The sequence below is a fragment of the Vibrio sp. vnigr-6D03 genome, from assembly GCF_002835515.1.
Classification (GTDB): domain Bacteria; phylum Pseudomonadota; class Gammaproteobacteria; order Enterobacterales; family Vibrionaceae; genus Vibrio; species Vibrio penaeicida.
The window spans coordinates 239,881-261,923 of sequence record NZ_PIZL01000002.1 but is presented as its reverse complement, the minus strand read 5'-3'; the positions used below and the strand labels follow the sequence as shown (position 1 = coordinate 261,923).

General features: G+C 44.3%; 23 protein-coding genes. 22 read left to right on the top strand and 1 reads right to left on the bottom strand.

Annotation, left to right across the window (positions count from 1 at the left end; genetic code table 11):
• The first annotated feature begins 107 nt into the window (after positions 1 to 107).
• From tgt to secF, 4 genes are all read left to right on the top strand, one after another.
• A complete protein-coding gene (tgt, locus tag CW749_RS04505) occupies positions 108 to 1,238 on the top strand; it encodes a tRNA guanosine(34) transglycosylase Tgt (protein WP_101110839.1) in 1,131 nt (376 codons plus the stop codon).
• 88 nt (positions 1,239 to 1,326) lie between these two features.
• Positions 1,327 to 1,659: a preprotein translocase subunit YajC gene (gene yajC / locus CW749_RS04500; RefSeq protein WP_101110838.1), complete on the top strand. Its 333-nt coding sequence runs from the start codon at positions 1,327 to 1,329 to the stop codon at positions 1,657 to 1,659.
• Positions 1,660 to 1,680: 21 nt separating this feature from the next.
• A complete protein-coding gene (gene secD, locus CW749_RS04495) occupies positions 1,681 to 3,537 on the top strand; it encodes a protein translocase subunit SecD (protein ID WP_101110837.1) in 1,857 nt (618 codons plus the stop codon).
• Positions 3,538 to 3,546: 9 nt separating this feature from the next.
• Complete coding sequence (gene secF, locus CW749_RS04490; RefSeq protein ID WP_101110836.1) at positions 3,547 to 4,494, top strand: protein translocase subunit SecF; 948 nt, start codon at positions 3,547 to 3,549, stop codon at positions 4,492 to 4,494.
• 463 nt (positions 4,495 to 4,957) lie between these two features.
• Here secF and suhB read toward each other — a convergent pair whose 3' ends face one another.
• Complete coding sequence (gene suhB, locus CW749_RS04480; RefSeq protein WP_101110835.1) at positions 4,958 to 5,761, bottom strand: inositol-1-monophosphatase; 804 nt, start codon at positions 5,759 to 5,761, stop codon at positions 4,958 to 4,960.
• A gap of 232 nt (positions 5,762 to 5,993) precedes the next feature.
• On the opposite strand from suhB, the gene trmJ reads away from it, so the two are divergent.
• The 18 genes from trmJ (at position 5,994) to bamB (ending at position 22,022) form a co-directional block, all read left to right on the top strand.
• Positions 5,994 to 6,725 (top strand): tRNA (cytosine(32)/uridine(32)-2'-O)-methyltransferase TrmJ, encoded by a 732-nt coding sequence (trmJ, locus tag CW749_RS04475; protein ID WP_101110834.1) that lies wholly within the window; start codon positions 5,994 to 5,996, stop codon positions 6,723 to 6,725.
• A gap of 113 nt (positions 6,726 to 6,838) precedes the next feature.
• Positions 6,839 to 7,345, top strand: a complete 507-nt coding sequence (iscR, locus tag CW749_RS04470; RefSeq protein ID WP_101110833.1) for a Fe-S cluster assembly transcriptional regulator IscR — start codon at positions 6,839 to 6,841, stop codon at positions 7,343 to 7,345.
• A 50-nt stretch (positions 7,346 to 7,395) separates the two neighbouring features.
• Positions 7,396 to 8,610, top strand: a complete 1,215-nt coding sequence (locus CW749_RS04465) for an IscS subfamily cysteine desulfurase (protein ID WP_101110832.1) — start codon at positions 7,396 to 7,398, stop codon at positions 8,608 to 8,610.
• 34 nt (positions 8,611 to 8,644) lie between these two features.
• Complete coding sequence (gene iscU / locus CW749_RS04460) at positions 8,645 to 9,028, top strand: Fe-S cluster assembly scaffold IscU (protein ID WP_101110831.1); 384 nt, start codon at positions 8,645 to 8,647, stop codon at positions 9,026 to 9,028.
• Positions 9,029 to 9,092: 64 nt separating this feature from the next.
• Complete coding sequence (gene iscA, locus CW749_RS04455; RefSeq protein ID WP_101110830.1) at positions 9,093 to 9,416, top strand: iron-sulfur cluster assembly protein IscA; 324 nt, start codon at positions 9,093 to 9,095, stop codon at positions 9,414 to 9,416.
• A gap of 104 nt (positions 9,417 to 9,520) precedes the next feature.
• Positions 9,521 to 10,036, top strand: coding sequence for a co-chaperone HscB (gene hscB / locus CW749_RS04450; RefSeq protein ID WP_101110829.1), 516 nt, complete (start codon positions 9,521 to 9,523; stop codon positions 10,034 to 10,036).
• A gap of 13 nt (positions 10,037 to 10,049) precedes the next feature.
• Positions 10,050 to 11,903 (top strand): Fe-S protein assembly chaperone HscA, encoded by a 1,854-nt coding sequence (gene hscA, locus CW749_RS04445; protein WP_101110828.1) that lies wholly within the window; start codon positions 10,050 to 10,052, stop codon positions 11,901 to 11,903.
• A gap of 24 nt (positions 11,904 to 11,927) precedes the next feature.
• The gene (gene fdx / locus CW749_RS04440) at positions 11,928 to 12,266 is read left to right on the top strand and encodes an ISC system 2Fe-2S type ferredoxin (protein WP_101110827.1); all 339 of its coding nucleotides are present in this window, start codon (positions 11,928 to 11,930) and stop codon (positions 12,264 to 12,266) included.
• 12 nt (positions 12,267 to 12,278) lie between these two features.
• Entirely contained in the window at positions 12,279 to 12,479 is a 201-nt protein-coding gene (gene iscX / locus CW749_RS04435) for a Fe-S cluster assembly protein IscX (protein WP_101110826.1), read from the top strand.
• A gap of 244 nt (positions 12,480 to 12,723) precedes the next feature.
• Positions 12,724 to 14,016 carry an aminopeptidase PepB gene (gene pepB, locus CW749_RS04430; protein WP_101110825.1) on the top strand — a complete coding sequence of 431 codons (1,293 nt, stop codon included), beginning with the start codon at positions 12,724 to 12,726 and terminating at the stop codon, positions 14,014 to 14,016.
• An 82-nt stretch (positions 14,017 to 14,098) separates the two neighbouring features.
• A complete protein-coding gene (ndk, locus tag CW749_RS04425) occupies positions 14,099 to 14,530 on the top strand; it encodes a nucleoside-diphosphate kinase (protein WP_101110824.1) in 432 nt (143 codons plus the stop codon).
• Positions 14,531 to 14,771: 241 nt separating this feature from the next.
• A complete protein-coding gene (locus tag CW749_RS04420; protein WP_101110823.1) occupies positions 14,772 to 15,890 on the top strand; it encodes a bifunctional tRNA (adenosine(37)-C2)-methyltransferase TrmG/ribosomal RNA large subunit methyltransferase RlmN in 1,119 nt (372 codons plus the stop codon).
• A 45-nt stretch (positions 15,891 to 15,935) separates the two neighbouring features.
• Positions 15,936 to 16,691, top strand: a complete 756-nt coding sequence (pilW, locus tag CW749_RS04415; protein ID WP_101110822.1) for a type IV pilus biogenesis/stability protein PilW — start codon at positions 15,936 to 15,938, stop codon at positions 16,689 to 16,691.
• Positions 16,681 to 17,685 (top strand): cytoskeleton protein RodZ, encoded by a 1,005-nt coding sequence (gene rodZ, locus CW749_RS04410; RefSeq protein ID WP_101110821.1) that lies wholly within the window; start codon positions 16,681 to 16,683, stop codon positions 17,683 to 17,685. Before pilW ends, rodZ begins: the two co-directional genes overlap by 11 nt.
• Before the next feature lie 25 nt (positions 17,686 to 17,710).
• Entirely contained in the window at positions 17,711 to 18,835 is a 1,125-nt protein-coding gene (gene ispG / locus CW749_RS04405) for a flavodoxin-dependent (E)-4-hydroxy-3-methylbut-2-enyl-diphosphate synthase (protein ID WP_101110820.1), read from the top strand.
• A gap of 17 nt (positions 18,836 to 18,852) precedes the next feature.
• Entirely contained in the window at positions 18,853 to 20,238 is a 1,386-nt protein-coding gene (hisS, locus tag CW749_RS04400; protein WP_101110819.1) for a histidine--tRNA ligase, read from the top strand.
• Complete coding sequence (locus CW749_RS04395) at positions 20,238 to 20,852, top strand: YfgM family protein (protein ID WP_101110818.1); 615 nt, start codon at positions 20,238 to 20,240, stop codon at positions 20,850 to 20,852. Before hisS ends, CW749_RS04395 begins: the two co-directional genes overlap by 1 nt.
• A gap of 12 nt (positions 20,853 to 20,864) precedes the next feature.
• On the top strand, positions 20,865 to 22,022 hold the full coding sequence (gene bamB / locus CW749_RS04390; RefSeq protein WP_101110817.1) for an outer membrane protein assembly factor BamB: 1,158 nt from the start codon (positions 20,865 to 20,867) through the stop codon (positions 22,020 to 22,022).
• Positions 22,023 to 22,043: the final 21 nt, after the last annotated feature.

Sequence of the window (22,043 nt, the reverse complement as noted above, 5' to 3'; positions counted from 1 at the left end):
TCCTGTCACACCTCTTAAACAGAGTGTGAAGGAGCGCGATGAGCTAAAGCTGGTTGGCGCAAAGTACGTAAATAGTCAGATTGTTTCTCTGGCGTATTGGAGGCTTCGTGAAACTTACATACGAATTAAAAAAGACAAATGGTAATGCTCGCCGTGGGCAGCTTACTTTTGAACGTGGAATCGTTCAAACCCCTGCATTTATGCCTGTAGGTACTTACGGTACCGTAAAAGGGATGACTCCTGAAGAAGTGAAGGGGACAGGCGCTGAAATTCTGTTAGGCAATACGTTCCACCTGTGGCTACGCCCAGGACAAGAAGTGATGAAAATGCATGGCGATTTGCACGATTTCATGAATTGGCACGGTCCTATTCTTACGGATTCAGGCGGTTTTCAAGTATTCAGCCTTGGTGATATCAGAAAAATTACCGAAGAGGGCGTGCATTTTCGCAACCCTGTAAACGGTGACAGAATATTCATGGACGCCGAAAAGTCGATGGAAATTCAGAAAGATCTTGGTTCTGATGTTGTCATGATTTTCGACGAATGTACGCCATACCCTGCGACGCACGACGAAGCTAAAAAATCCATGGAAATGTCACTTCGTTGGGCACAACGCAGCCGTGACCACTTTGACAAGTTAGATAACCAAAACTCTTTGTTTGGTATTGTTCAAGGTGGCGTCTATGAAGATTTGCGAGACGTGTCGGTTAAAGGCCTCACAGACATAGGTTTTGATGGATATGCTGTTGGTGGATTAGCGGTTGGTGAACCGAAAGAAGACATGCATAGAGTGCTTGAGCATACCTGTCCTCAGTTGCCTGAAGATAAGCCTAGATACCTTATGGGTGTTGGTAAACCAGAGGACTTAGTGGAAGGCGTACGCCGTGGTATCGACATGTTCGATTGTGTGATGCCTACACGAAATGCACGCAACGGACACTTGTTTGTGACTGGTGGTGTGATCAAGATCCGCAATGCGACACATAAAACCGATACAACCCCTTTGGATCCTGAGTGTGACTGTTACACTTGCCAAAACTATTCAAAGGCGTATTTGCATCATCTAGACCGTTGTAATGAAATCCTTGGTTCTAGATTGAATACTATTCACAACCTACGTTATTACCAACGTGTTATGGAAAGTATCCGTACTGCCATCGATGAAGATCGCTTCGACCAATTTGTTGAAGATTTTTACGCACGTCGCAACCGCGAAGTGCCACCGTTGAATAAATAGTTGTGCGTTATTGCTCGGCTCTTGAAAGTCGGGCAATACGTCCCAATTTATTGACTACTAAATAAAATAATATAGAGGATGTTTCTCAATGAGTTTGATTTCTGTTGCACACGCCGCGGGTGAAGGTGCTCCACAAGGTGGTGGTTTTGAAATGATCATCATGTTGGGTATGTTTGCGGTTATTTTTTACTTCATGATTTACCGCCCACAAGCTAAGCGTTCAAAAGAGCACAAAAACCTAATGGCAGGAATGCAGAAAGGTGATGAAGTGCTAACCAATGGTGGTCTAGTTGGTAAGATTGCAAAAATCTCTGAAGACAACGACTACATTGCGATTGCATTGAACGACAACAACGAAGTGACTATTAAGAAAGACTTTGTTACTGCAGTGCTGCCAAAGGGTACACTGAAATCTCTGTAAAACAGCTAAAGGATCCTCGCTGTGTTAAACCGTTATCCTTTGTGGAAGTACCTGATGGTGATGTTACTCATCCTTGTCAGCGCATTGTATGCACTTCCGAATATTTATGGTGAAGATCCGGCTATTCAAGTTACTGGGGCACGTGGTGCCTCAGTAGATATGTCAACGCTGGATGCTGTTACCGAAGTTCTTGAAAAAGAAAACCTCCCTAAAAAGTCCATCGCACTAGAAAATGGCTCCATTCTTGTTCGCTTTTTAGATACCGATACTCAAATCAGTGCGCGTGATGCTATCAATACAGCATTAGGAAAAGAAGCCATTGTTGCTCTTAACCTCGCACCTGCTACACCAGAATGGCTAGATGCCATTGGCGCTACGCCGATGAAGCTGGGTCTTGATCTTCGTGGTGGTGTTCACTTCCTTATGGAAGTAGACATGGACGCTGCGATGGAAAAGCTTGTTGGTCAGCAAGAAGAAGCGTTTCGTAGTGAATTACGTGAGCAACGTATTCGTTATCGCGCTATTCGCAAGTCAGGTAAAGATGCCGTTGAAATTGTTTTAAGAGACGCAGAGCAGCTTGAACAAGCTGAAAGCTTGCTTGAAAGAACGCATCAAGACATGATTTTTGTCGACAACAGCACAAGCAGCCGTTTCTCTCTTAGAGCGACATTCACTGAGCAGCGCTTACAAGAAATTCGTAACTATGCGGTTGAGCAAAATATTACTATTTTGCGTAATCGTGTGAACGAGCTTGGTGTTGCTGAACCATTAGTTCAACGTCAAGGTGCTAGCCGAATCGTTGTTGAGCTTCCTGGTGTTCAAGATACAGCTCGTGCGAAAGAAATCTTAGGTGCAACCGCTACACTTGAATTCCGTGAAGTGGATGATAAAGCTGACTTGGCAGCGGCGGCGCGTGGTCGTGCTCCTGCAGGCAGTGAAATCAAGTTTGATCGTGATGGTCGCCCTGTTGTTCTGAAAAAGCGCATTATTCTTGGCGGCTCAAGCATCACTGATGCAAGTTCGAGTGCCGATGAATACGGTCGTCCGCAAGTTAACATTAACTTAGACAGTGAAGGTGGCAGTAAGATGTCCAGCTTCTCTAAGAAGAATGTTGGCAAGTTGATGGCTACCGTGTTTGCTGAATACAAAGACAGTGGTCGCCGTACACCTGAAGGCAAAGTGATTCTCAACAAGCATGAAGAAGTCATTAACCAAGCGACCATTCAAACGGCACTTGGTCGAAGCTTCCGAATTACTGGTATTGATTCTGCCGCAGAAGCTCACAACCTTGCGTTGCTACTTCGTGCTGGTGCACTGATCGCGCCAATCTCCATTGTTGAAGAGCGTACAATCGGTCCTTCTATGGGACAGCAAAACATCGATATGGGTATTCAAGCGTGTATCTTTGGTTTGGTTGCTGTGATGTTGTTCTGTCTGGTTTACTACCGTAAGTTTGGTATTTTTGCCAACCTAGCGCTAATCGCTAACATCATCTTGATTATTGGTGTGATGTCGATGATTCCGGGTGCGACAATGACGCTTCCAGGTATTGCAGGTATCGTACTAACCGTTGGTATGGCCGTAGATGCGAATGTCCTTATCTTTGAGCGTATCCGAGAGGAGCTTCGTGATGGTCGAAACCCTCAGCAAGCGATTCATCAAGGTTATGCGAATGCATTCAGTACCATTGCCGATGCCAACATCACCACTCTGATCACTGCAATCATTCTATTTGCAGTAGGTACGGGTGCGATTAAAGGCTTCGCTGTCACACTGTCTATCGGTATTTTGACCTCCATGTTTACTGCCATTATTGGTACACGTTGTGTCGTGAACCTGCTTTATGGCGGTAAGCGCATCAACAAGTTGTCGATCTAAGGAATTATCATGTTTCAGATATTGAAAACAGACAAAATGATCGACTTCATGCGTTGGTCGAAAGGTGCCTTTGTTCTTTCTGTCTTACTTATCGTGGGTGCAATCGGCACACTCGTTGGTAAGGGGTTGAACTGGGGGCTGGACTTCACTGGTGGTACGCTGATTGAAGTCGGTTTTGAGCAACCAGCAAACTTGGAAGATGTACGTGCGGCACTTGAAGCGAAAGGCTTTGGTGACGCGACCGTTCAGAATTTCGGTTCATCTCGCGATGTAATGGTTCGTCTTCGTCCACGTGATGGAGTAAAAGGTGAAACTCTTGGTAATCAAATTCTTGATGCAATAAAAGAGGGCACTGGCGAAAACCTAGAAATGCGTCGTATTGAGTTTGTTGGTCCTAACGTGGGCGATGAGCTAACAGAAGCAGGTGGTCTGGCGATTCTGACAGCACTTATCTGTATTTTGATTTATGTATCGATTCGCTTTGAGTGGCGTTTAGCGGCGGGTGCCGTATTGGCATTGGCGCATGACGTTATCATCACTTTAGGGGTGTTCTCTTTACTGCAAATCGAGGTGGATTTAACCATCGTAGCCGCCTTGCTAACGGTTGTCGGGTACTCACTCAACGATACCATCGTTGTATTTGACCGTATCCGAGAAAACTTCCGTAAGATGCGTAAAGGTGAATCTGCCGAGGTAATGAATAGTTCTGTAACCCAAACCCTAAGCCGTACCTTGATTACATCCGGTACTACTTTGTTTGTGGTTATCGCGTTGTTTACCCAAGGTGGAGCGATGATTCATGGTTTCGCGACTGCGCTACTTCTTGGTATTACAGTGGGTACGTATTCTTCTATTTACGTAGCTTCTGCATTAGCACTTAAGCTTGGTATTACGCGCGAGCACCTTATGCCTCCTCAGATCGAGAAAGAAGGCGAAGAACTCGAAGAGTTACCTTAGTCTACAGACAACTAAGTCTTATCTTAAAGCCACCTAACTCAGGTGGCTTTTTTGTATTCTGGAGTTGTGGGCTGATAGTAGGTTAGGGTCTGTTGACCTTTCGTGGTTAAATTTTGTTCGAGTTCTATGCCTTTTAATCGCGGCGCAAGGTGTGTCGTTTAACATTCTAAGTAAATACCTTGCAACAAAGAGTAAAAGGTATAGAGCGGGGACGCCTAGTCGAACCCTTCGGGCAGCATTTGTGGCTTATTTCTACTGCGTTATCGCTCATTGATGTAGAGCAACTACACCGAATGAGCGTTGCCTTGTATAAATCACCCACAAATTGCTGCAAAAATCATCTCGAAAGGTCAACAGACCCTAGACACTTTGCAAGTGACAATAAAAAACACCCAGTAACTTTGCTGCTTGAGAGCGTTTAGTTACTGGGTGTTTTAGAAATTCAGCTTGTGACAGTGAAGAATTACTTCAGGATAGCTTCGTTACCGTTTTCGCGGATGTGTTTTAGAATTGCTTTTACACCGCGTGGGCTAGAACCGACAATGTTACCAGATTGCATGTAGTTTGTGCCGCCTGCAAAGTCAGTTAGGATAGCACCTGCTTCACGAGCAATAAGTTCACCAGCAGCCATATCCCAAGGTTTTAAGCCTAGCTCAAAGAAACCGTCTACACGACCTGCCGCTAGGTAACACAAATCAAGTGCTGCGCTGCCTGTGCGTCGGAAATCGGCACATTCAGTGAACAGACCAGAAACAATCTTCATGTAAGATTCTGAGTGCTGCTTTTGCTTGAACGGGAAGCCTGTCGCTAAAACAGTACCTTGAAGATCTTTAAGTGGTGTTACTCGAATACGAGCATTGTTAAGTTGAGCGCCAGAGCCGCGCTGAGCAGTGAAAAGCTCATTTTGCATTGGGTCATATACACAAGCTACTTCTGTTTTGCCCTTCATTCGAACAGCAATGGATACAGAGAAGTGAGGAAGACCTTTTAAGAAGTTTGTCGTGCCATCCAGTGGGTCGATGATCCATTGTACGTCCTTATCTTTACCTTCGATAAGACCGTTTTCTTCAGCAACGATACAGTGCTCTGGGTAAGAGGCTTTAATGGTATCGATGATCAGAGCTTCTGCTTCTTTGTCTACGTTAGTAACAAAGTCATTGCTGCCTTTTTGAGTAGATTCAATTTTGTCAGCGTTTTCTAGTGATTTAGCAATATGATTGCCTGCTTTTCGCGCAGCGCGAATAGCAATGTTAAGCATTGGATGCATACAGTTTTTCCCAACGGATGTTAAAGAACGATAAAGCGGCGGGGAGTATATCAGAGTATCGGTAAAAAGGAAGTGGTTATTTTTTGAGCTTAAAACTTGTTTTGAACGATTAACTTGGCTGTCACTTTTCAGCAATGTGAAGGAAACTACTGCTGTCTGAGGGAGAGGGATAACCTTTTTTAAAGTGTTGTGATACTATTTCGCGGTTTTTAAATAGTCGGTAAATTACACTATGTTAGACCAAGTAAAAGTTGTCCTCGTTGGTACGTCACACTCAGGAAATATTGGTAGCGCAGCGCGTGCAATGAAAGTGATGGGGTTGTCCAACATGGTCTTGGTTGATCCTCAATGTGAAGTCGACTCTCAATCTGTAGCGTTAGCAGCCGGTGCCAGTGAAATTGCTCTCAATGCGAAAGTAGTGAATACGCTAGAAGAAGCCGTTGAAGACTGTGGTCTTGTTGTTGGTTCTAGTGCACGTTCTAGAACATTAGAATGGCCAATGTTAGAGCCCCGAGAGTGCGGAGAGCTATTCGCTTTGGAAGGTAAAAACCACCCTGTTGCCCTTGTGTTTGGGCGAGAAAGAACGGGATTAACCAATGACGAATTACAACGCTGCCATTTTCATGTTTGTATCCCCGCTAACCCAGAATACAGTTCTTTGAATCTTGCGATGGCCGTTCAGACCTTGGCATATGAGGTGCGAGTAGCCCACCTCAATGACGTCGCAAGTGAACACCCAGCACCGCAAGAAAGCGATTATCCTAGGCACAAAGAGCTTGAAATGTTCTATGAGCACCTTGAAAAAGTCATCACTCAAACCCAGTTTCTAGATGATAGAAACCCAGGTCAGGTGATGAATAAATTACGACGTTTATTTTCTAGAGCACGCCCTGAAGCCCAAGAAATCAATATTCTTAGGGGGATTTTAACGTCCGTACAAAAGAATCTTCCGAATGAAAAGTAACCATTAATAGTGTGTGGTTAAATACCTGACTAAAACAGTCAAATAAATACTTGACCAATTTAGTCGGGTATGGAAAAATTCTATCCACAAACTTACTGTGGATACGGTGTGATATGAGACTTACATCTAAAGGACGGTATGCAGTAACAGCAATGTTAGATGTTGCTCTGCATTCACAAGAAAGCCCAGTGCCGCTGGCTGATATTTCAGAGCGTCAGGGGATTTCTTTATCTTACTTAGAACAATTGTTTTCTAAGTTACGTAAAGCTGGATTAGTTGCAAGTGTACGCGGACCTGGTGGTGGCTACCGCCTTGGTACTGATGCGAATGATATTGCTGTCGGTATGGTGATTGCTGCCGTAGATGAATCTGTCGATGCAACTAAATGTAATGGCAAAGCAGATTGCCAAGGTGGCTCCCGCTGCCTAACTCACACACTTTGGCGCGACCTGAGTGCTAGAATTAGTGAGTTCTTAAACAATATCACTCTCGGTGAGTTGATGTTGGACAATGAAGTATTAGAAATATCTGATCGTCAGGATATCGACTTGGTGATCAATCATGGGTTTGGACAAAAAAATACAAGCACCGCTCCCATCGGTGTAAATGTACGCTCATAGATAGCGTCTATATAACCGCTTAAGCGGACAATATTACATTGGAGTAACAAATGAAACTGCCCATTTATTTTGATTACTCAGCAACATGCCCGGTTGATGCGCGCGTTGCTGAAAAAATGGTTCAGTACATGACGATGGATGGGACGTTTGGTAACCCTGCATCTCGTTCTCATCGTTATGGCTGGCAGGCAGAAGAAGCAGTAGACACTGCTCGTGAGCAAATCGCTGAACTATTAAACGCTGACCCAAGAGAAATTATTTTCACCTCGGGCGCAACAGAATCTGACAACCTAGCAATTAAAGGTGCGGCGCACTTTTACGGCAAAAAAGGCAAGCACGTTATTACGTGTAAAACCGAACATAAAGCGGTTCTTGATCCGTGCCGCCAGCTAGAGCGTGAAGGTTATGAAGTGACATACATTGAGCCAGAATCCAATGGCATTATTGATCTGAATAAACTTCAAGCAGCAATGCGAGAGGATACTGTTTTAGTATCTATCATGCATGTTAACAACGAAATCGGTGTCATTCAGGACATTTCTGCTATCGGCGAACTTTGCCGTGAGCGCAAGATTATCTTTCATGTTGATGCTGCACAGTCTGCTGGCAAAGTGCCACTAGATGTTCAGGAAATGAAAGTCGATCTTATTTCTATGTCTGCGCATAAAGCATACGGTCCTAAAGGTATTGGTGCATTGTACGTTCGTCGCAAACCACGTATTCGCCTAGAAGCGCAAATTCATGGTGGCGGTCACGAGCGTGGTTTCCGTTCTGGTACTTTGGCGACTCACCAAATTGTTGGTATGGGTGAAGCCTTCCGTATTGCAAAAGAAGAAATGCAAAAAGATTTCGACCATGCAAAGTCATTGCGTGATCGTATGTTGAAAGGTCTTGAGGGAATGGAAGCATTGACGATCAATGGTGATCTAGAGCAACGCGTTCCTCACAATCTCAATATCAGTTTTGCATTTGTAGAGGGTGAATCTCTGCTTATGGCACTGAAAGACCTAGCTGTTTCTTCTGGCTCTGCATGTACATCAGCAAGCCTTGAGCCTTCGTATGTTCTACGTGCTCTAGGGTTGGATGACGAGCTAGCGCATAGCTCCATCCGTTTTTCTTTTGGTCGTTTAACGACAGAAGAAGACATTGATTACGCCGTTGAAAAGATTCGTGTTGCAGTGGATAAACTGCGCGACATGTCTCCTCTATGGGATATGTATAAAGAAGGTGTAGATTTGAGCACAGTTGAATGGGCTCACCACTAATCTCAAGGATATAGAGGATTCGAGGTAAAAAATTATGGCATACAGCGAAAAAGTTATAGACCATTACGAAAACCCACGCAACGTTGGTTCATTCGATAAAGAAGACCCATCCATTGGTAGTGGCATGGTTGGCGCGCCAGCATGTGGCGACGTTATGAAACTGCAAATCAAAGTGTCTTCTGAAGGCATCATTGAAGACGCGAAATTTAAAACTTATGGCTGCGGTAGTGCCATTGCTTCTAGCTCTCTAATCACCGAGTGGGTGAAAGGTAAGAGTATTGACGAAGCAGCGGCTATCAAAAATGCAGAAATTGCCGAAGAACTTGAATTACCACCGGTAAAAGTTCACTGTTCTATCCTTGCTGAGGATGCAATTAAAGCTGCTGTTTCTGATTATAAAAAGAAACACGAGTCATAATTGTAAATGGAAGGAGTTTGCGCTTCTTCCATTTTAATTTCACTAAAGATTAGCAGGTTGCAGTATGGCCATTACCATGACAGAAGCGGCGACAAGCCGTGTCAGATCATTTCTAGATAATCGAGGCAAAGGCATCGGTTTAAGACTTGGGGTGAAAACCACAGGTTGCTCCGGAATGGCTTATGTTCTCGAATTTGTTGATGTTCTTAATGAAGAAGATGAAATCTTTGAGCAGGACAATGTGAAAATAATCATTGATCCTAAAAGCTTAGTTTACCTAGACGGGACTGAGTTGGACTTCGTAAAAGAAGGCTTGAATGAAGGTTTTCAGTTTAACAATCCCAACGTCAAAGGCGAGTGTGGTTGTGGCGAAAGCTTTAATGTCTGATAAATAAGCTCAACAAATACATCGATTTAAAACGCAGTGAACGCTGCGTTTTGTGCTTTCCACTTATCTTTATTTTTTGCCCAGATTTCACTGAGAGTCAGAAAATGGATCATTTTGAATTGTTTGGCATTTCTCGCCAGTTTGATCTCGATGTTGCTGCGTTATCCACTCAGTTCAGAGAGCTTCAACGCCAATTCCATCCAGATAAATTCGCTACTGCATCCGAGCGAGATCGCCTTCTTGCCGTGCAAAAAGCGGCGCAAATCAATGATGCTTTCCAAGTACTAAAACAACCGATTTCTCGTGCTGAATACCTTCTTTCCCTTAAAGGGGTAGACATTCGGAATGAGCAAAACACGATGCAAGATCCTATGTTTTTAATGGAACAGATGGAGCTAAGGGAAGCGTTAGAGGATATTGAGTCATCATCAGATCCTGAGTCTGAATTATTCGATTTTGAGAAAAAGGTCAGTAAACTGTATCAATCGCTTTTGAGCGAGATGGTTCAGGCATTAACTGATAACACACTGGAAAACGCTGCGAATGGTATTCGTAAGCTAAAATTTATTGCCAAATTACAAAATGAAATAGAGCAGTTAGAAGACAAACTGCTCGGATAATAAAGGACATTCAATGGCATTACTTCAAATTGCAGAACCGGGTCAAAGTTCAGCACCACACGAGCATCGTTTGGCGGCTGGCATTGACTTGGGGACGACGAACTCACTGGTGGCATCTGTTCTTAGCGGAACAGCAAAACCACTAGTCGATGAGCAGAATGAAAGCATTTTGCCATCGGTTGTCTATTATGGTTCTGAAACTACATTAGTCGGAGAAAAAGCGCGTGAGCACGCTCAGTCCGATCCCAAGCAAACGATTATTTCCGCTAAACGGCTTATTGGTCGTTCTTTAGGTGATATTCAAACACGCTACCCTTCTCTTCCTTATACTTTTATTGAAAGTGAAAATGGTCTGCCATTAATTGAGACATCAAAAGGCAACGTTAATCCAATCCAGGTTTCTTCTGAAATTTTGCAAACATTGGGTAAACGTGTGGAAGAAGCGCTCGGTGGAGAGTTGACCGGCGTAGTGATTACGGTTCCTGCATATTTTGACGATGCGCAGCGCGCAGGTACGAAAGATGCCGCAACACTTGCGGGGTTGAATGTTCTTCGATTGTTGAACGAGCCAACAGCAGCAGCCATCGCTTATGGGCTCGATTCCACTCAGGAAGGTGTGATCGCCGTTTACGATTTGGGTGGAGGAACGTTTGATATTTCCATTCTTCGCTTATCCAAAGGTGTTTTTGAAGTCCTTGCCACTGGTGGCGATTCTGCCCTAGGTGGTGATGATTTTGACCACATAGTGGCGGACTACATTAAAGAGCAGTCAAATACTTTAGGTACGCTTTCCAATGAACAGCAACGTGTATTACTGGACGTTGCAACTCAAGCGAAAATCGAGCTATCAAACTCTGAATCTACAGACGTAGTATTTGGATCTTGGTCTGGTTCGTTGTCTCGTGAAAGGTTCAATGAACTCATTCAACCACTTGTTAAGAAAACACTGCTTTCTTGCCGCCGTGCGCTAAAAGATGCAGGGGTTTCAACAGATGAAATACAAGAAGTTGTGATGGTTGGTGGTTCAACGCGCACGCTACATGTTCGTGACATGGTTGGTGAATTCTTTGGACAAACACCGCTCACGAGCATCAATCCGGATGAGGTTGTTGCTATTGGCGCTGCCATTCAAGCGGATATATTAGCGGGTAATAAGCCTGATTCCGAGATGCTACTGCTTGACGTGATCCCTTTATCATTGGGGATTGAAACCATGGGTGGCTTGGTTGAAAAAATCATCCCAAGAAACACCACAATTCCAGTCGCTAAAGCTCAAGAATTTACTACGTTTAAAGACGGGCAGACGGGCATGCTCGTTCATGTTGCGCAAGGTGAGCGTGAAATGATTGACGATTGTCGCTCATTAGCCAAATTCTCACTAAAAGGTATACCACCAATGGCGGCTGGTGCGGCGCACATACGTGTGACTTATCAGGTTGATGCGGATGGTTTGCTGTCAGTAACAGCCATGGAAAAGAGCACTGGCGTACAGGCTGAAATCCAAGTGAAGCCATCGTATGGCTTGAGTGATGATGAAGTCGCTAACATGCTGAAAGACTCCATGACCTACGCAAAAGTAGACATGCACGCTAGAGCACTTGCTGAGCAAAGGGTTGAAGCAGATCGTGTTATCGAAGGTCTTGTTTCAGCATTGCAAATTGATGGTGATGAGTTGCTTTCTGAGGAAGAAAGGCAGGTGTTGCTGAAATCGATAGAAGCTCTGATTGCTTTACGTAACCAAGACAATGCCGATGCGATTGAGCAAGGCATCAAAGAGACGGACAAAGCCAGTCAAGATTTTGCGTCTCGTCGCATGGACAAATCGATTCGATCAGCGTTATCTGGTCAATCAGTTGATGACATATAACAGTTATAAGTTTGAGAATTTAAAATGCCAAAGATTATTGTTTTACCCCATGAAGACCTTTGCCCAGAAGGCGCGGTATTAGAAGGACAAACTGGTCAGACTGTTCTTGATGTTGCGTTGAAAAATGGCATCGGAATCGAGCATGCTTGTGAAAAATCCTGTGCCTGTACTACTTGTCATATCGTTGTACGCGAAGGGTTCGATTCATTAGATGAGAGCGAAGAGCTTGAAGATGACATGCTAGATAAAGCATGGGGTTTAGAGCCTGAGTCTCGCTTAGGTTGCCAAGCGGTGATCACCGACGAAGACTTGGTCGTTGAAATTCCGAAGTACACGCTGAATCATGCAGCTGAAGATCATTAATAAGGAAGTGAAATGAGCTTAAAATGGACAGACTCGAGAGATATCGCAATTGAGTTATGCGATCTGTTTCCTGACACCGATCCTAAAACTGTGCGTTTTACGGATTTGCATCGCTGGATTTGTGAGTTAGAAGAGTTTGAAGATGATCCAAGCCGATCAAATGAAAAAATTCTAGAAGCGATTATCCTCTGCTGGATGGATGAAGCGGATTGATTCAACCGAAGATGTATTTAGTTAGGTCCACACAGATCTCTAAGTCATCTAAGAACTTGTGTTATATGTTGGGTTGTTTACTTGACTTGACATTATTTACTGAAAAAAGCGGGCTATCTAGCCCGTTTTTTTTATGCAAATGACATTTTCTACGAACATAATGCTAACATTCCTCAACTCGTAAAAAGAAACAAAGTCGTAATAGAAATCAGCGAAGATTACGATGACAAGACAAGGAGAAATCATGTCTACACAAATGCCGGTATTCATTTCCTCACAAGCGGCACTCCCTCAATGGGGCGAAAACGCAATTTTATCTTTTACAGAACAAGGTACAACCATTCACCACACCGATGGTGAGTTAGTCGATGTGATTCAGCGCGCAGGGCGCAAGCTGGATGGTCAAGGAATCAAATCCGTATTTTTGCAGGGCGAAGGTTGGGATATAGAGAGCATTTGGGCGTTCTATCAAGGCTACCGTGGACCTAAAAATACCAATTCCGTTGAGTGGGTTGATCTTGAAGAGAGTGCTCAACACGAATTAGATTCTCGCATCAAGGCAGGAAATTGGGTTCGAGATATCATCAACAAAAGTGCTGAAGAAGTTGCCCCTCGTCAACTTGCGACTATGGCTGGTGAGTTTATTAAATCTCTAGCGCCAGAGCACGTGACTTACCGAATCGTCAAAGACAAAGACTTGCTAACAGAAGGTTGGGAAGGCATTTACGCGGTTGGTCGTGGTTCTGAACGTACATCGGCAATGCTTCAATTGGACTTCAACCCAACGGGTGATGAAAATGCACCTGTTTTTGCTTGTTTAGTCGGTAAGGGTATTACCTTTGATTCGGGCGGCTACAGCATTAAGCCTTCTGGATTCATGGATGCCATGAAAGCTGACATGGGGGGGGCAGGTACGATTACAGGTGGTCTTGGTTTGGCTATCCTTCGCGGTCTTAACAAGCGTGTGAAATTAATCCTTTGTTGTGCTGAGAACATGATTTCAGGTCGAGCTTTCAAGCTGGGTGACATCATCACCTATAAAAACGGCAAAACTGTCGAAATCATGAATACTGATGCCGAAGGGCGTTTGGTTCTTGCGGATGGTCTTCTGTACGCGAGCGAGCAAAACCCAGAACTGATAATCGACTGCGCGACTCTAACTGGCGCAGCAAAGAATGCTTTGGGTAACGATTACCATGCACTGTTGTCATTTGACCAGCAACTGTCATCTAAGGCTGTAGGCTATGCTGCTGAAGAGCGTGAGGGGCTATGGCCTCTGCCACTGGCGGATTTTCACCGTTCAATGTTGCCTTCAAACTTTGCTGATTTGTCAAACATCAGTAGTGGTCATTACTCTCCAGGCGCGAGCACTGCAGCAGCCTTTTTGTCGTATTTTGTGAATGACTACAAGAAAGGTTGGTTGCATTTCGACTGTGCTGGCACGTATCGTAAGAGTGCGAGTGACAAATGGTCGGCTGGCGCAACGGGTATGGGTGTACGCACACTCGCTCGAATTTTGACAGAACAAGCGAAATAAACTGAATTCAACTTAAAAAATTCGAGGGAAGCAAATCAATTGTAACCCTCGGATACTATAACGAAAGAACGAAGGACATCCTATGGCTCTAGAAAGAACGTTTTCCATCATTAAGCCCGATGCTGTAAAAAGAAATCTTGTAGGTGAAATCTACCATCGATTTGAAAAAGCAGGTTTAAGAATTATCGCTGCTAAAATGGTTCATCTATCGGATGACCAAGCAAGTGGATTTTATGCTGAGCATGAAGGCAAGCCTTTCTTTGAAGGTTTGAAAGAGTTCATGACATCTGGACCGATTATGGTTCAAGTGCTTGAAGGTGAAAATGCAATTGCTCGATACCGTGAGTTAATGGGTAAAACGAACCCTGAAGAAGCAGCATGTGGAACTATTCGTGCTGATTACGCGGTAAGCATGCGTTACAACTCCGTTCACGGAAGTGATAGCCCTGAATCAGCAGCGCGAGAAATTGAGTTTTTCTTCCCTGCGTCTGAAATTTGCCCTCGAGAAGATTAATCTTTTCTAGAGTGTGAATTCATCATTGCACTTATGCCTATTCATAGGTGCAATGCTTCTAAAATCCTTTCCCGTTCCCGCGCAATATAACATCTCATACTCGTTATTTTTATTCTGTTTAAAAATTAATCAATTTGAAATTAATCCTTTATAAATAACCTTACTTTCGACCCCTTGTTGTCACTGGGTAAAGGCTGTACAATTCGCGCCCTTAAATACAGTTACACCTGCGAGAGACAACATGAGCACCGAAAAAGTAAATCTACTGGATTTTGACCGTAAAGGGCTACGAAAATACTTCGCCGATGAATTAGGTGAGAAAGCATTTCGTGCTGATCAGGTCATGAAGTGGATCTACCATTTTGGTGTCGACGATTTTGAGAACATGACCAATCTCAATAAGAAGCTTCGAGAGAAGCTCATGCGTGTTTCAGAAATTCGTGCTCCTTATGTTTCTGAGGCTCAGCACTCCTCTGATGGAACCATCAAATGGGCAATGCGTGTTGGTGATCAAGATGTCGAAACGGTATACATCCCTGATGCAGATAGAGCGACACTTTGCGTGTCCTCCCAAGTAGGTTGTGCTCTTGAGTGCAAATTTTGCTCTACCGCTCAGCAAGGATTCAACCGCAACTTAAAAGTGTCGGAAATCATTGGCCAAGTTTGGCGTGCAGCACGAGAAATTGGCTTGCAGAAAGAAACCGGTCGTCGCCCGATTACCAATGTCGTGATGATGGGAATGGGCGAGCCTTTGCTGAACATGAAAAACTTGATCCCGTCTTTGGAGATCATGCTTGATGACTTAGGTTTTGGTTTATCAAAGCGACGCGTGACGGTTTCAACTTCAGGGGTGGTTTCTGGCCTCGATCAAATGACAGGGAACATCGATGTTGCACTGGCCATTTCTTTACACGCACCAAATGATGAACTTCGAAGTGAGATCATGCCTATTAATGATCGCTGGGACATCGAGGACTTCCTCAATTCCGTTAGGCGCTATATTGCCTCCTCTAATGCCAACCGTGGCAAAGTTACGATTGAGTATGTTCTGCTTGATCATGTGAATGATGATATGGAACATGCAAGACAACTCGCAGAATTGTTAAAAGATACTCCGTCGAAGATAAATTTGATTCCTTTTAACCCTTATCCTGGTTCACCATACCGCAAGCCGAGTAACTCACGCATTGACCGTTTTATGAAGACGTTGATGAAATACGATTACACGGTAACTGTTCGTAAAACTCGTGGTGATGACATTGATGCAGCTTGTGGTCAGCTAGTTGGAGATGTGATCGATCGAACAAAACGGACAAAACTTAAACAGCACGGGGAACCAATCGAGGTGAAGTCAATCTGAGTTGATAATTGACCAGAAAGACTCCCCAGATAGTAAGGGAGTGTGATGTTAGTGAGAATTGCGAACATATTTCTGGTTAGTTTGTTAGTAGGTTGTGTTACAGTTACTGAACAATCCGCTAATAATCAGTTTGATAAGATAAAGGCGGCAGAAGCGCGTATAAGCTTAGGTTTAAGTTATCTTGAGTCCAAAGATATGATTCGGGCAAGAGAAAATCTTGAAACCGCAGTAAGCTACGCACCAGATTATTATCGTTCACTGATCGCAATGGCTCACTTTTATCAAGAAGTTGGCGAGACCGATCAGGCAGAGCAAGCCTATAAAAAGGCACTTAGGGAGTCGCCTAAGAACGGTGATGTACTCAATAACTACGGTACGTTTCTTTGTAAAATCGGTCGATACGATGAAGCCGATGCATTCTTTAACCGTGCTATTGAACAGCCATATTACTACCTGATTGCAGCCAGCTATCAAAATGCGGCAATGTGTGCGCTTAAAAGCGGCGAACAGGATAGAGCTGAGTATTATTTTGCCCGTTCCTTGGATCATGACCCAAACCGTGTTGTTTCTATACTTCAGCTAACACAAATAGAAATTCAAAAAGCAAAGTATCGGGAAGCTAGGGTTAGACTTTTAAAATTTCATAATAGATATGGGTATAAAGCTTCGAGTTTGGGTTTGCTAATTGAATTAGAAAAACAAGCAGGCAATAACACTCTTGCAAATAAGTACGCGAGCGTATTAAAAGACAAATACCCAGACTCGATTCAATATCAGAAGTACGTAGCGAATGAGTATTGAACAAACTGCAGAAAATATGACTATTTCTACATTGCCACTTCCTGGTGATGTACTGCGCCAACAGCGAGAGAAGCTGGGGTTAACGCAAAAAGACATTGCTGACCGTCTTCGTCTCCGCTTGGCGGTGATACAAAACATTGAAGATAACAACTTCAAGTCAGATCAAGTAGCCACTTTTACCCGTGGCTATTTGCGATCTTACGCCAAGGCTGTTGGGCTGAGCGATGACGATGTTTTGCCTCTTTTGGAAGAAAAGGTGAACCATAAAGAACAGTCCATGCAGAGCTTTTCCAGAAAAACCAATCGAGAAAAACACGACAGTCGAATCATGTTAATTACATGGGGTGTACTGGCGGTGTTGGTTGGTATTTCTTCTGTGTGGTGGTGGCAAAATCAGAGCCTAGACACACTATCAGTTTCAGAGCTGACTTCTTCATCAGACTCCCTTTCTCAAGAATCAGAAGCTGATTTGGCGGTACTTGAAGCCCAAAGAGAGCTCAATGTCGCTTCAGTTCAACCCGTTCAACAGAATGAAGAGGTTGAGCCAACTGCCAATGCAGCTGTTTCAACAGAAGACACGACATCTGCCAACGAAGAAGTTAACAACTCTTCAAATACCGAATCTTCAGACACTGATAGCTCAGTTACTGACACAGCAACAAGTGACGTGTCGTCTTCTTTATCAAACGAGTCATCTAATTCTAATGCTGAGTCGCCTGAGAGTACTAACGTCGCTCTTTCAGATTCTTCAGCATCTGCTAACCCAGTTTCAATGTCGTTTTCGGCTGATTGCTGGATTCAGGTAAAAGACGCAGAAGGTAAAGTACTTGCTACGGGTGTAAAAAAAGCGGGTCACCAACTTTCTTTAAGTGGCAAGGCTCCATACAGCGTAATATTAGGTGCACCTGAAGGTGTTTCAATGACATTTGCTGGTGAAGCTGTAGACCTTTCTGGGTATACTGCAGGCAAAGTAGCAAGATTCAAATTACCCTAGAAGCTGAGTAAGTCTAAAAGCCATTATGCAACACGAATCCCCTATTAAACGTCGTGCATCGACCCGCATATATGTGGGTGATGTGCCGATCGGTGACGGTGCCCCTATCGCGGTACAGTCCATGACCAACACCAGAACAACGGATGTTGAAGCAACAGTGGCTCAAATTAAGTCACTGGAAACCGTTGGCGCTGATATTGTTCGCGTTTCTGTTCCTACTATGGAAGCAGCAGAAGCCTTTAAACTGATAAAGCAGCAAGTCAATGTTCCTTTGGTTGCCGATATTCACTTCGACTATCGAATCGCTTTGAAAGTAGCGGAGTACGGTGTTGACTGTTTAAGAATAAACCCCGGGAATATTGGTAATGAAGCACGAGTAAAATCGGTTGTCGATTGTGCTCGTGATAAAAATATCCCAATTCGAATCGGTGTTAATGGCGGTTCTTTGGAAAAAGATCTGCAAGTGAAGTACGGTGAACCTACACCTGAAGCGCTGGTAGAATCAGCAATGCGCCATGTTGATTACCTCGATCGTTTGAATTTCGACCAATTTAAAGTCAGTGTAAAAGCATCTGATGTCTTTTTAGCTGTTGACTCTTATCGTCTTCTGGCGAAAGAGATTGACCAACCTCTTCACCTCGGTATCACCGAAGCAGGCGGCGCGCGTGCTGGATCGGTTAAATCCGCAGTGGGCCTTGGCATGCTGCTGAATGAAGGCATCGGAGATACGCTTCGAATCTCTTTGGCAGCTGATCCTGTAGAAGAAATTAAAGTTGGTTTCGATATTCTAAAGTCCCTTCGAATTCGTTCCCGTGGTATTAATTTTATCGCTTGTCCAAGCTGTTCTCGTCAAGAGTTCGATGTGATCAATACTGTTAATGCTTTGGAAGAACGTTTAGAAGACATTATTACGCCGATGGATGTTTCTATCATTGGCTGTGTAGTAAATGGTCCAGGTGAAGCAGAAGTTTCTCATTTAGGGTTAGCTGGAAGTCACAAGAAAAGCGCTTTTTATGAAGACGGTAAACGTCAAAAAGAGCGCTTTGATAATGAAGATTTGGTTAGCAAGCTCGAAGCCAAAATTCGTGCAAAAGCGTCGGTGCTTGATGAAAGCAATCGCATCGACATCAATTTAATCGATAAACAATAATCTCGACGGTAATAACTGTGGCAAAAACGATACAAGCAATCAGAGGCATGAATGACTGCCTCCCTACACAATCTCCTCTTTGGCAAAAAGTGGAGAGCGCGGTTAAACATGTAATCAGTGCGTACGGATACAGTGAAGTTCGCATGCCGATCGTTGAGATGACTCATCTATTTAGCCGTGCCATCGGTGAAGTGACCGACGTTGTTGAAAAAGAGATGTACACCTTTGAAGACCGCAATGGCGATAGCCTGACTTTGCGCCCAGAAGGGACGGCTGGTTGCGTTCGTTCAGGTATTGAAAATGGTTTGCTGTATAATCAAGAGCAACGTCTATGGTACATGGGACCAATGTTCCGTCACGAGCGTCCTCAAAAAGGTCGTTATCGTCAATTCCACCAGTGTGGTGTGGAAGTATTCGGTTTGAATGGTCCCGATGTCGACGCTGAACTGATCATGCTTACAGCTCGTCTGTGGCGAGAACTCGGTATCGAAAAACATGTGCGTCTAGAGTTAAACTCAATTGGTTCATTAGAAGCTCGTGCTAACTATCGCACGGCATTGATTGAATTCCTTGAGCAGCACGTCGATATTCTCGATGAAGACTGTAAACGTCGTATGCATACGAACCCGCTACGTGTTCTGGATACCAAAAATGCAGATATTCAAGCGATTCTAGTTGATGCTCCTCAGTTGTCCGATTACCTTGACGAAGAATCTAAAGCACATTTTGCTGGATTGTGTGAACTTCTTGACGCTGCTGGTATCGAATATCAAGTGAACCAGCGTCTTGTGCGTGGTCTGGATTATTACAACCGTACCGTTTTTGAATGGATTACTGAAAGCTTAGGTGCTCAAGGCACAGTGTGTGGTGGCGGTCGTTATGATGGGCTTGTCGAGCAGTTGGGTGGTAAGTCTACCCCAGCAGTAGGTTTTGCTATGGGGCTAGAGCGCTTAGTTCTTATGTTAGAAGAACTGGACCTAGCTGACACGCGTCGCACAGTCGATGTGTACATGGTAAGCGCAGGTGAAGGCACGCAAATGGCGAGCATGAAGCTGGCGGAACAACTTCGAGAATCATTGCCGGGATTACGCGTGATGACGCACTTCGGTGGCGGTAACTTCAAGAAACAATTTAAGCGTGCTGACAAAGTCGGTGCGGTCGTTGCTCTGATCACAGGTGAGCATGAAATCAAGAATGGGACTGTCGTTGTCAAAATATTAAGCAAGCAGTTGCGCTTTGAATTAATTGAGTATCTGAACAAAAAGGAATACAAATTATCTAAATATGTATCCCTGAAAGACAAGGTAGCATCATCAAATTCAGAGCAACAATACGAACTTACATTAAGTGAGCTTAAAGCAGTTCTGAATTTTAATTTTTTCAAACAAGAGACTAGATCGTAATGGAACTCTACGATACTGAAGAACAACAGGTAGAAGCCATTAAAGAATGGTGGAAAGAGAATGGTAAAGCGGTCATCGTAGGTGCGGTGGTTGGCTTAGGCGGTATCTTTGGCTGGCGTTTTTATCAGGACTCGCAAGCAGAAGCGCAAGGTGCAGCTTCTCAAGCGTACGATAAAGTACTGACTCAAATACAGAACTCTGGTGCAGAGTCATCATCTGATGCACTGGCGTTTATCGAAGCGAATAAAGAATCTCAATATTCAGTATTAGCTGCGCTGCAACTAGCAAAAGCATTTGTTGAAGCGGGAGAGCTGGATAAGGCTCTAGAGCAGTTAAACTGGGCTAAAGCAAACACAAAAGATACGGCTATCGTTTCTTTGTTAACAGTACGTACTTCTCGCGTGCTTGCAGAGCAAGAAAAGTACGATGAAGCGCTTACTCAGCTTGATTCGATTAAAGAAGCGGGTTGGGCTGGTCGTGTTGCTGAGCTTAAAGGCGACATCTTGCTTCGTCAGGGTAACTCTGAAGGTGCGTATGCTGCCTACTCAGAAGCACAACAGCAGTCAGATGCGAGCCAAGCTCTGCAAATGAAGCTGGACGATCTGGCGAAGTAAGGGTTGTATCGAATGAAGAAAATGCTCAACCGAGCTGTGATGTGCGCCTTGGCTGTAGCCGGCTTAGCTGGATGCGCGGGCGAAGAAGATACCATCGTAATGGCACCTTTGCCTATTGTTGAAAGCCAATTTACACCAGCAAGTAACTGGTCTACTTCGGTTGGTGATGGTGTTGGGCATTATTTTTCCAAACTGAAACCTGTCTATGCGTACGACAACGTATTTGTTGCCAGTCGAGATGGACAAGTAAAAGCGCTGGATCCTAATACGGGTAAAGCAAACTGGTCTACCACTGTTGAGTCAGAAAACACGGCTCGCCTTTCGGGTGGAATTGCTGCGGCGTTTGGTAAGTTGTTTATCGGTAGCGAAAATGGCGAATTGATAGCGCTTTCTGCAGAAAACGGTGAGCTACTTTGGCGTTCTTCAGTAGAGGGTGAGGTACTTGCAGCACCTGCTACCGACGCTAACCTTGTGATGGTCCATACCTCTCGCGGCATATTGGTTGCCCTAAACCAAGAAGACGGCTCTCAAGAGTGGACAGTGAGTTCAGAAGTTCCCAGCTTAACGCTTCGTGGAGACAGTTCTCCTGTCACCATTTCTGGTGGTGTGTTCTGGGGGACAGCGAATGGTCGAATTGCGGCCGCGATAGTGGCTCGTGGGCAACTAATTTGGCAACAGCCAGTGGGGACGCCTAAAGGTTCCACTGAAATTGATCGCCTAGTCGATGCCGATGCGTCGCCTATCATTATTGGTAGCACGTTATACATTGTCGGTGTAAACGGTCAGCTTGTGGCGATTGACTTACGTTCTGGGGCGCCATCTTGGAAGCGTACTTATTCATCTGCAACCGATATGGTGACGGATGGCAGTAACCTCTACTTAGTTACAGATAAAGATCATCTCGTCGCGGTTGATGCGCGTAGTGGTACAGAAATCTGGAGCAACAAACAGTTAGAGCACCGTTTATTAACGGCTCCTTCAATTATCGACGGTAAGTTAGTCGTTGGCGATACTGAAGGCTATCTACATTGGCTGGAGAAGGACTCTGGCAAGTTTGTGGCTCAGCAACTTATAGACGACAGTGGCTTTGCTGTAGGACCTATTGTTGTTGACGAAGGTTACGTTGTAGTAACACGTTCTGGTGCTGTAAAGAAACTGCAGATCCAGTAAATAACGTGATATAATTCACAA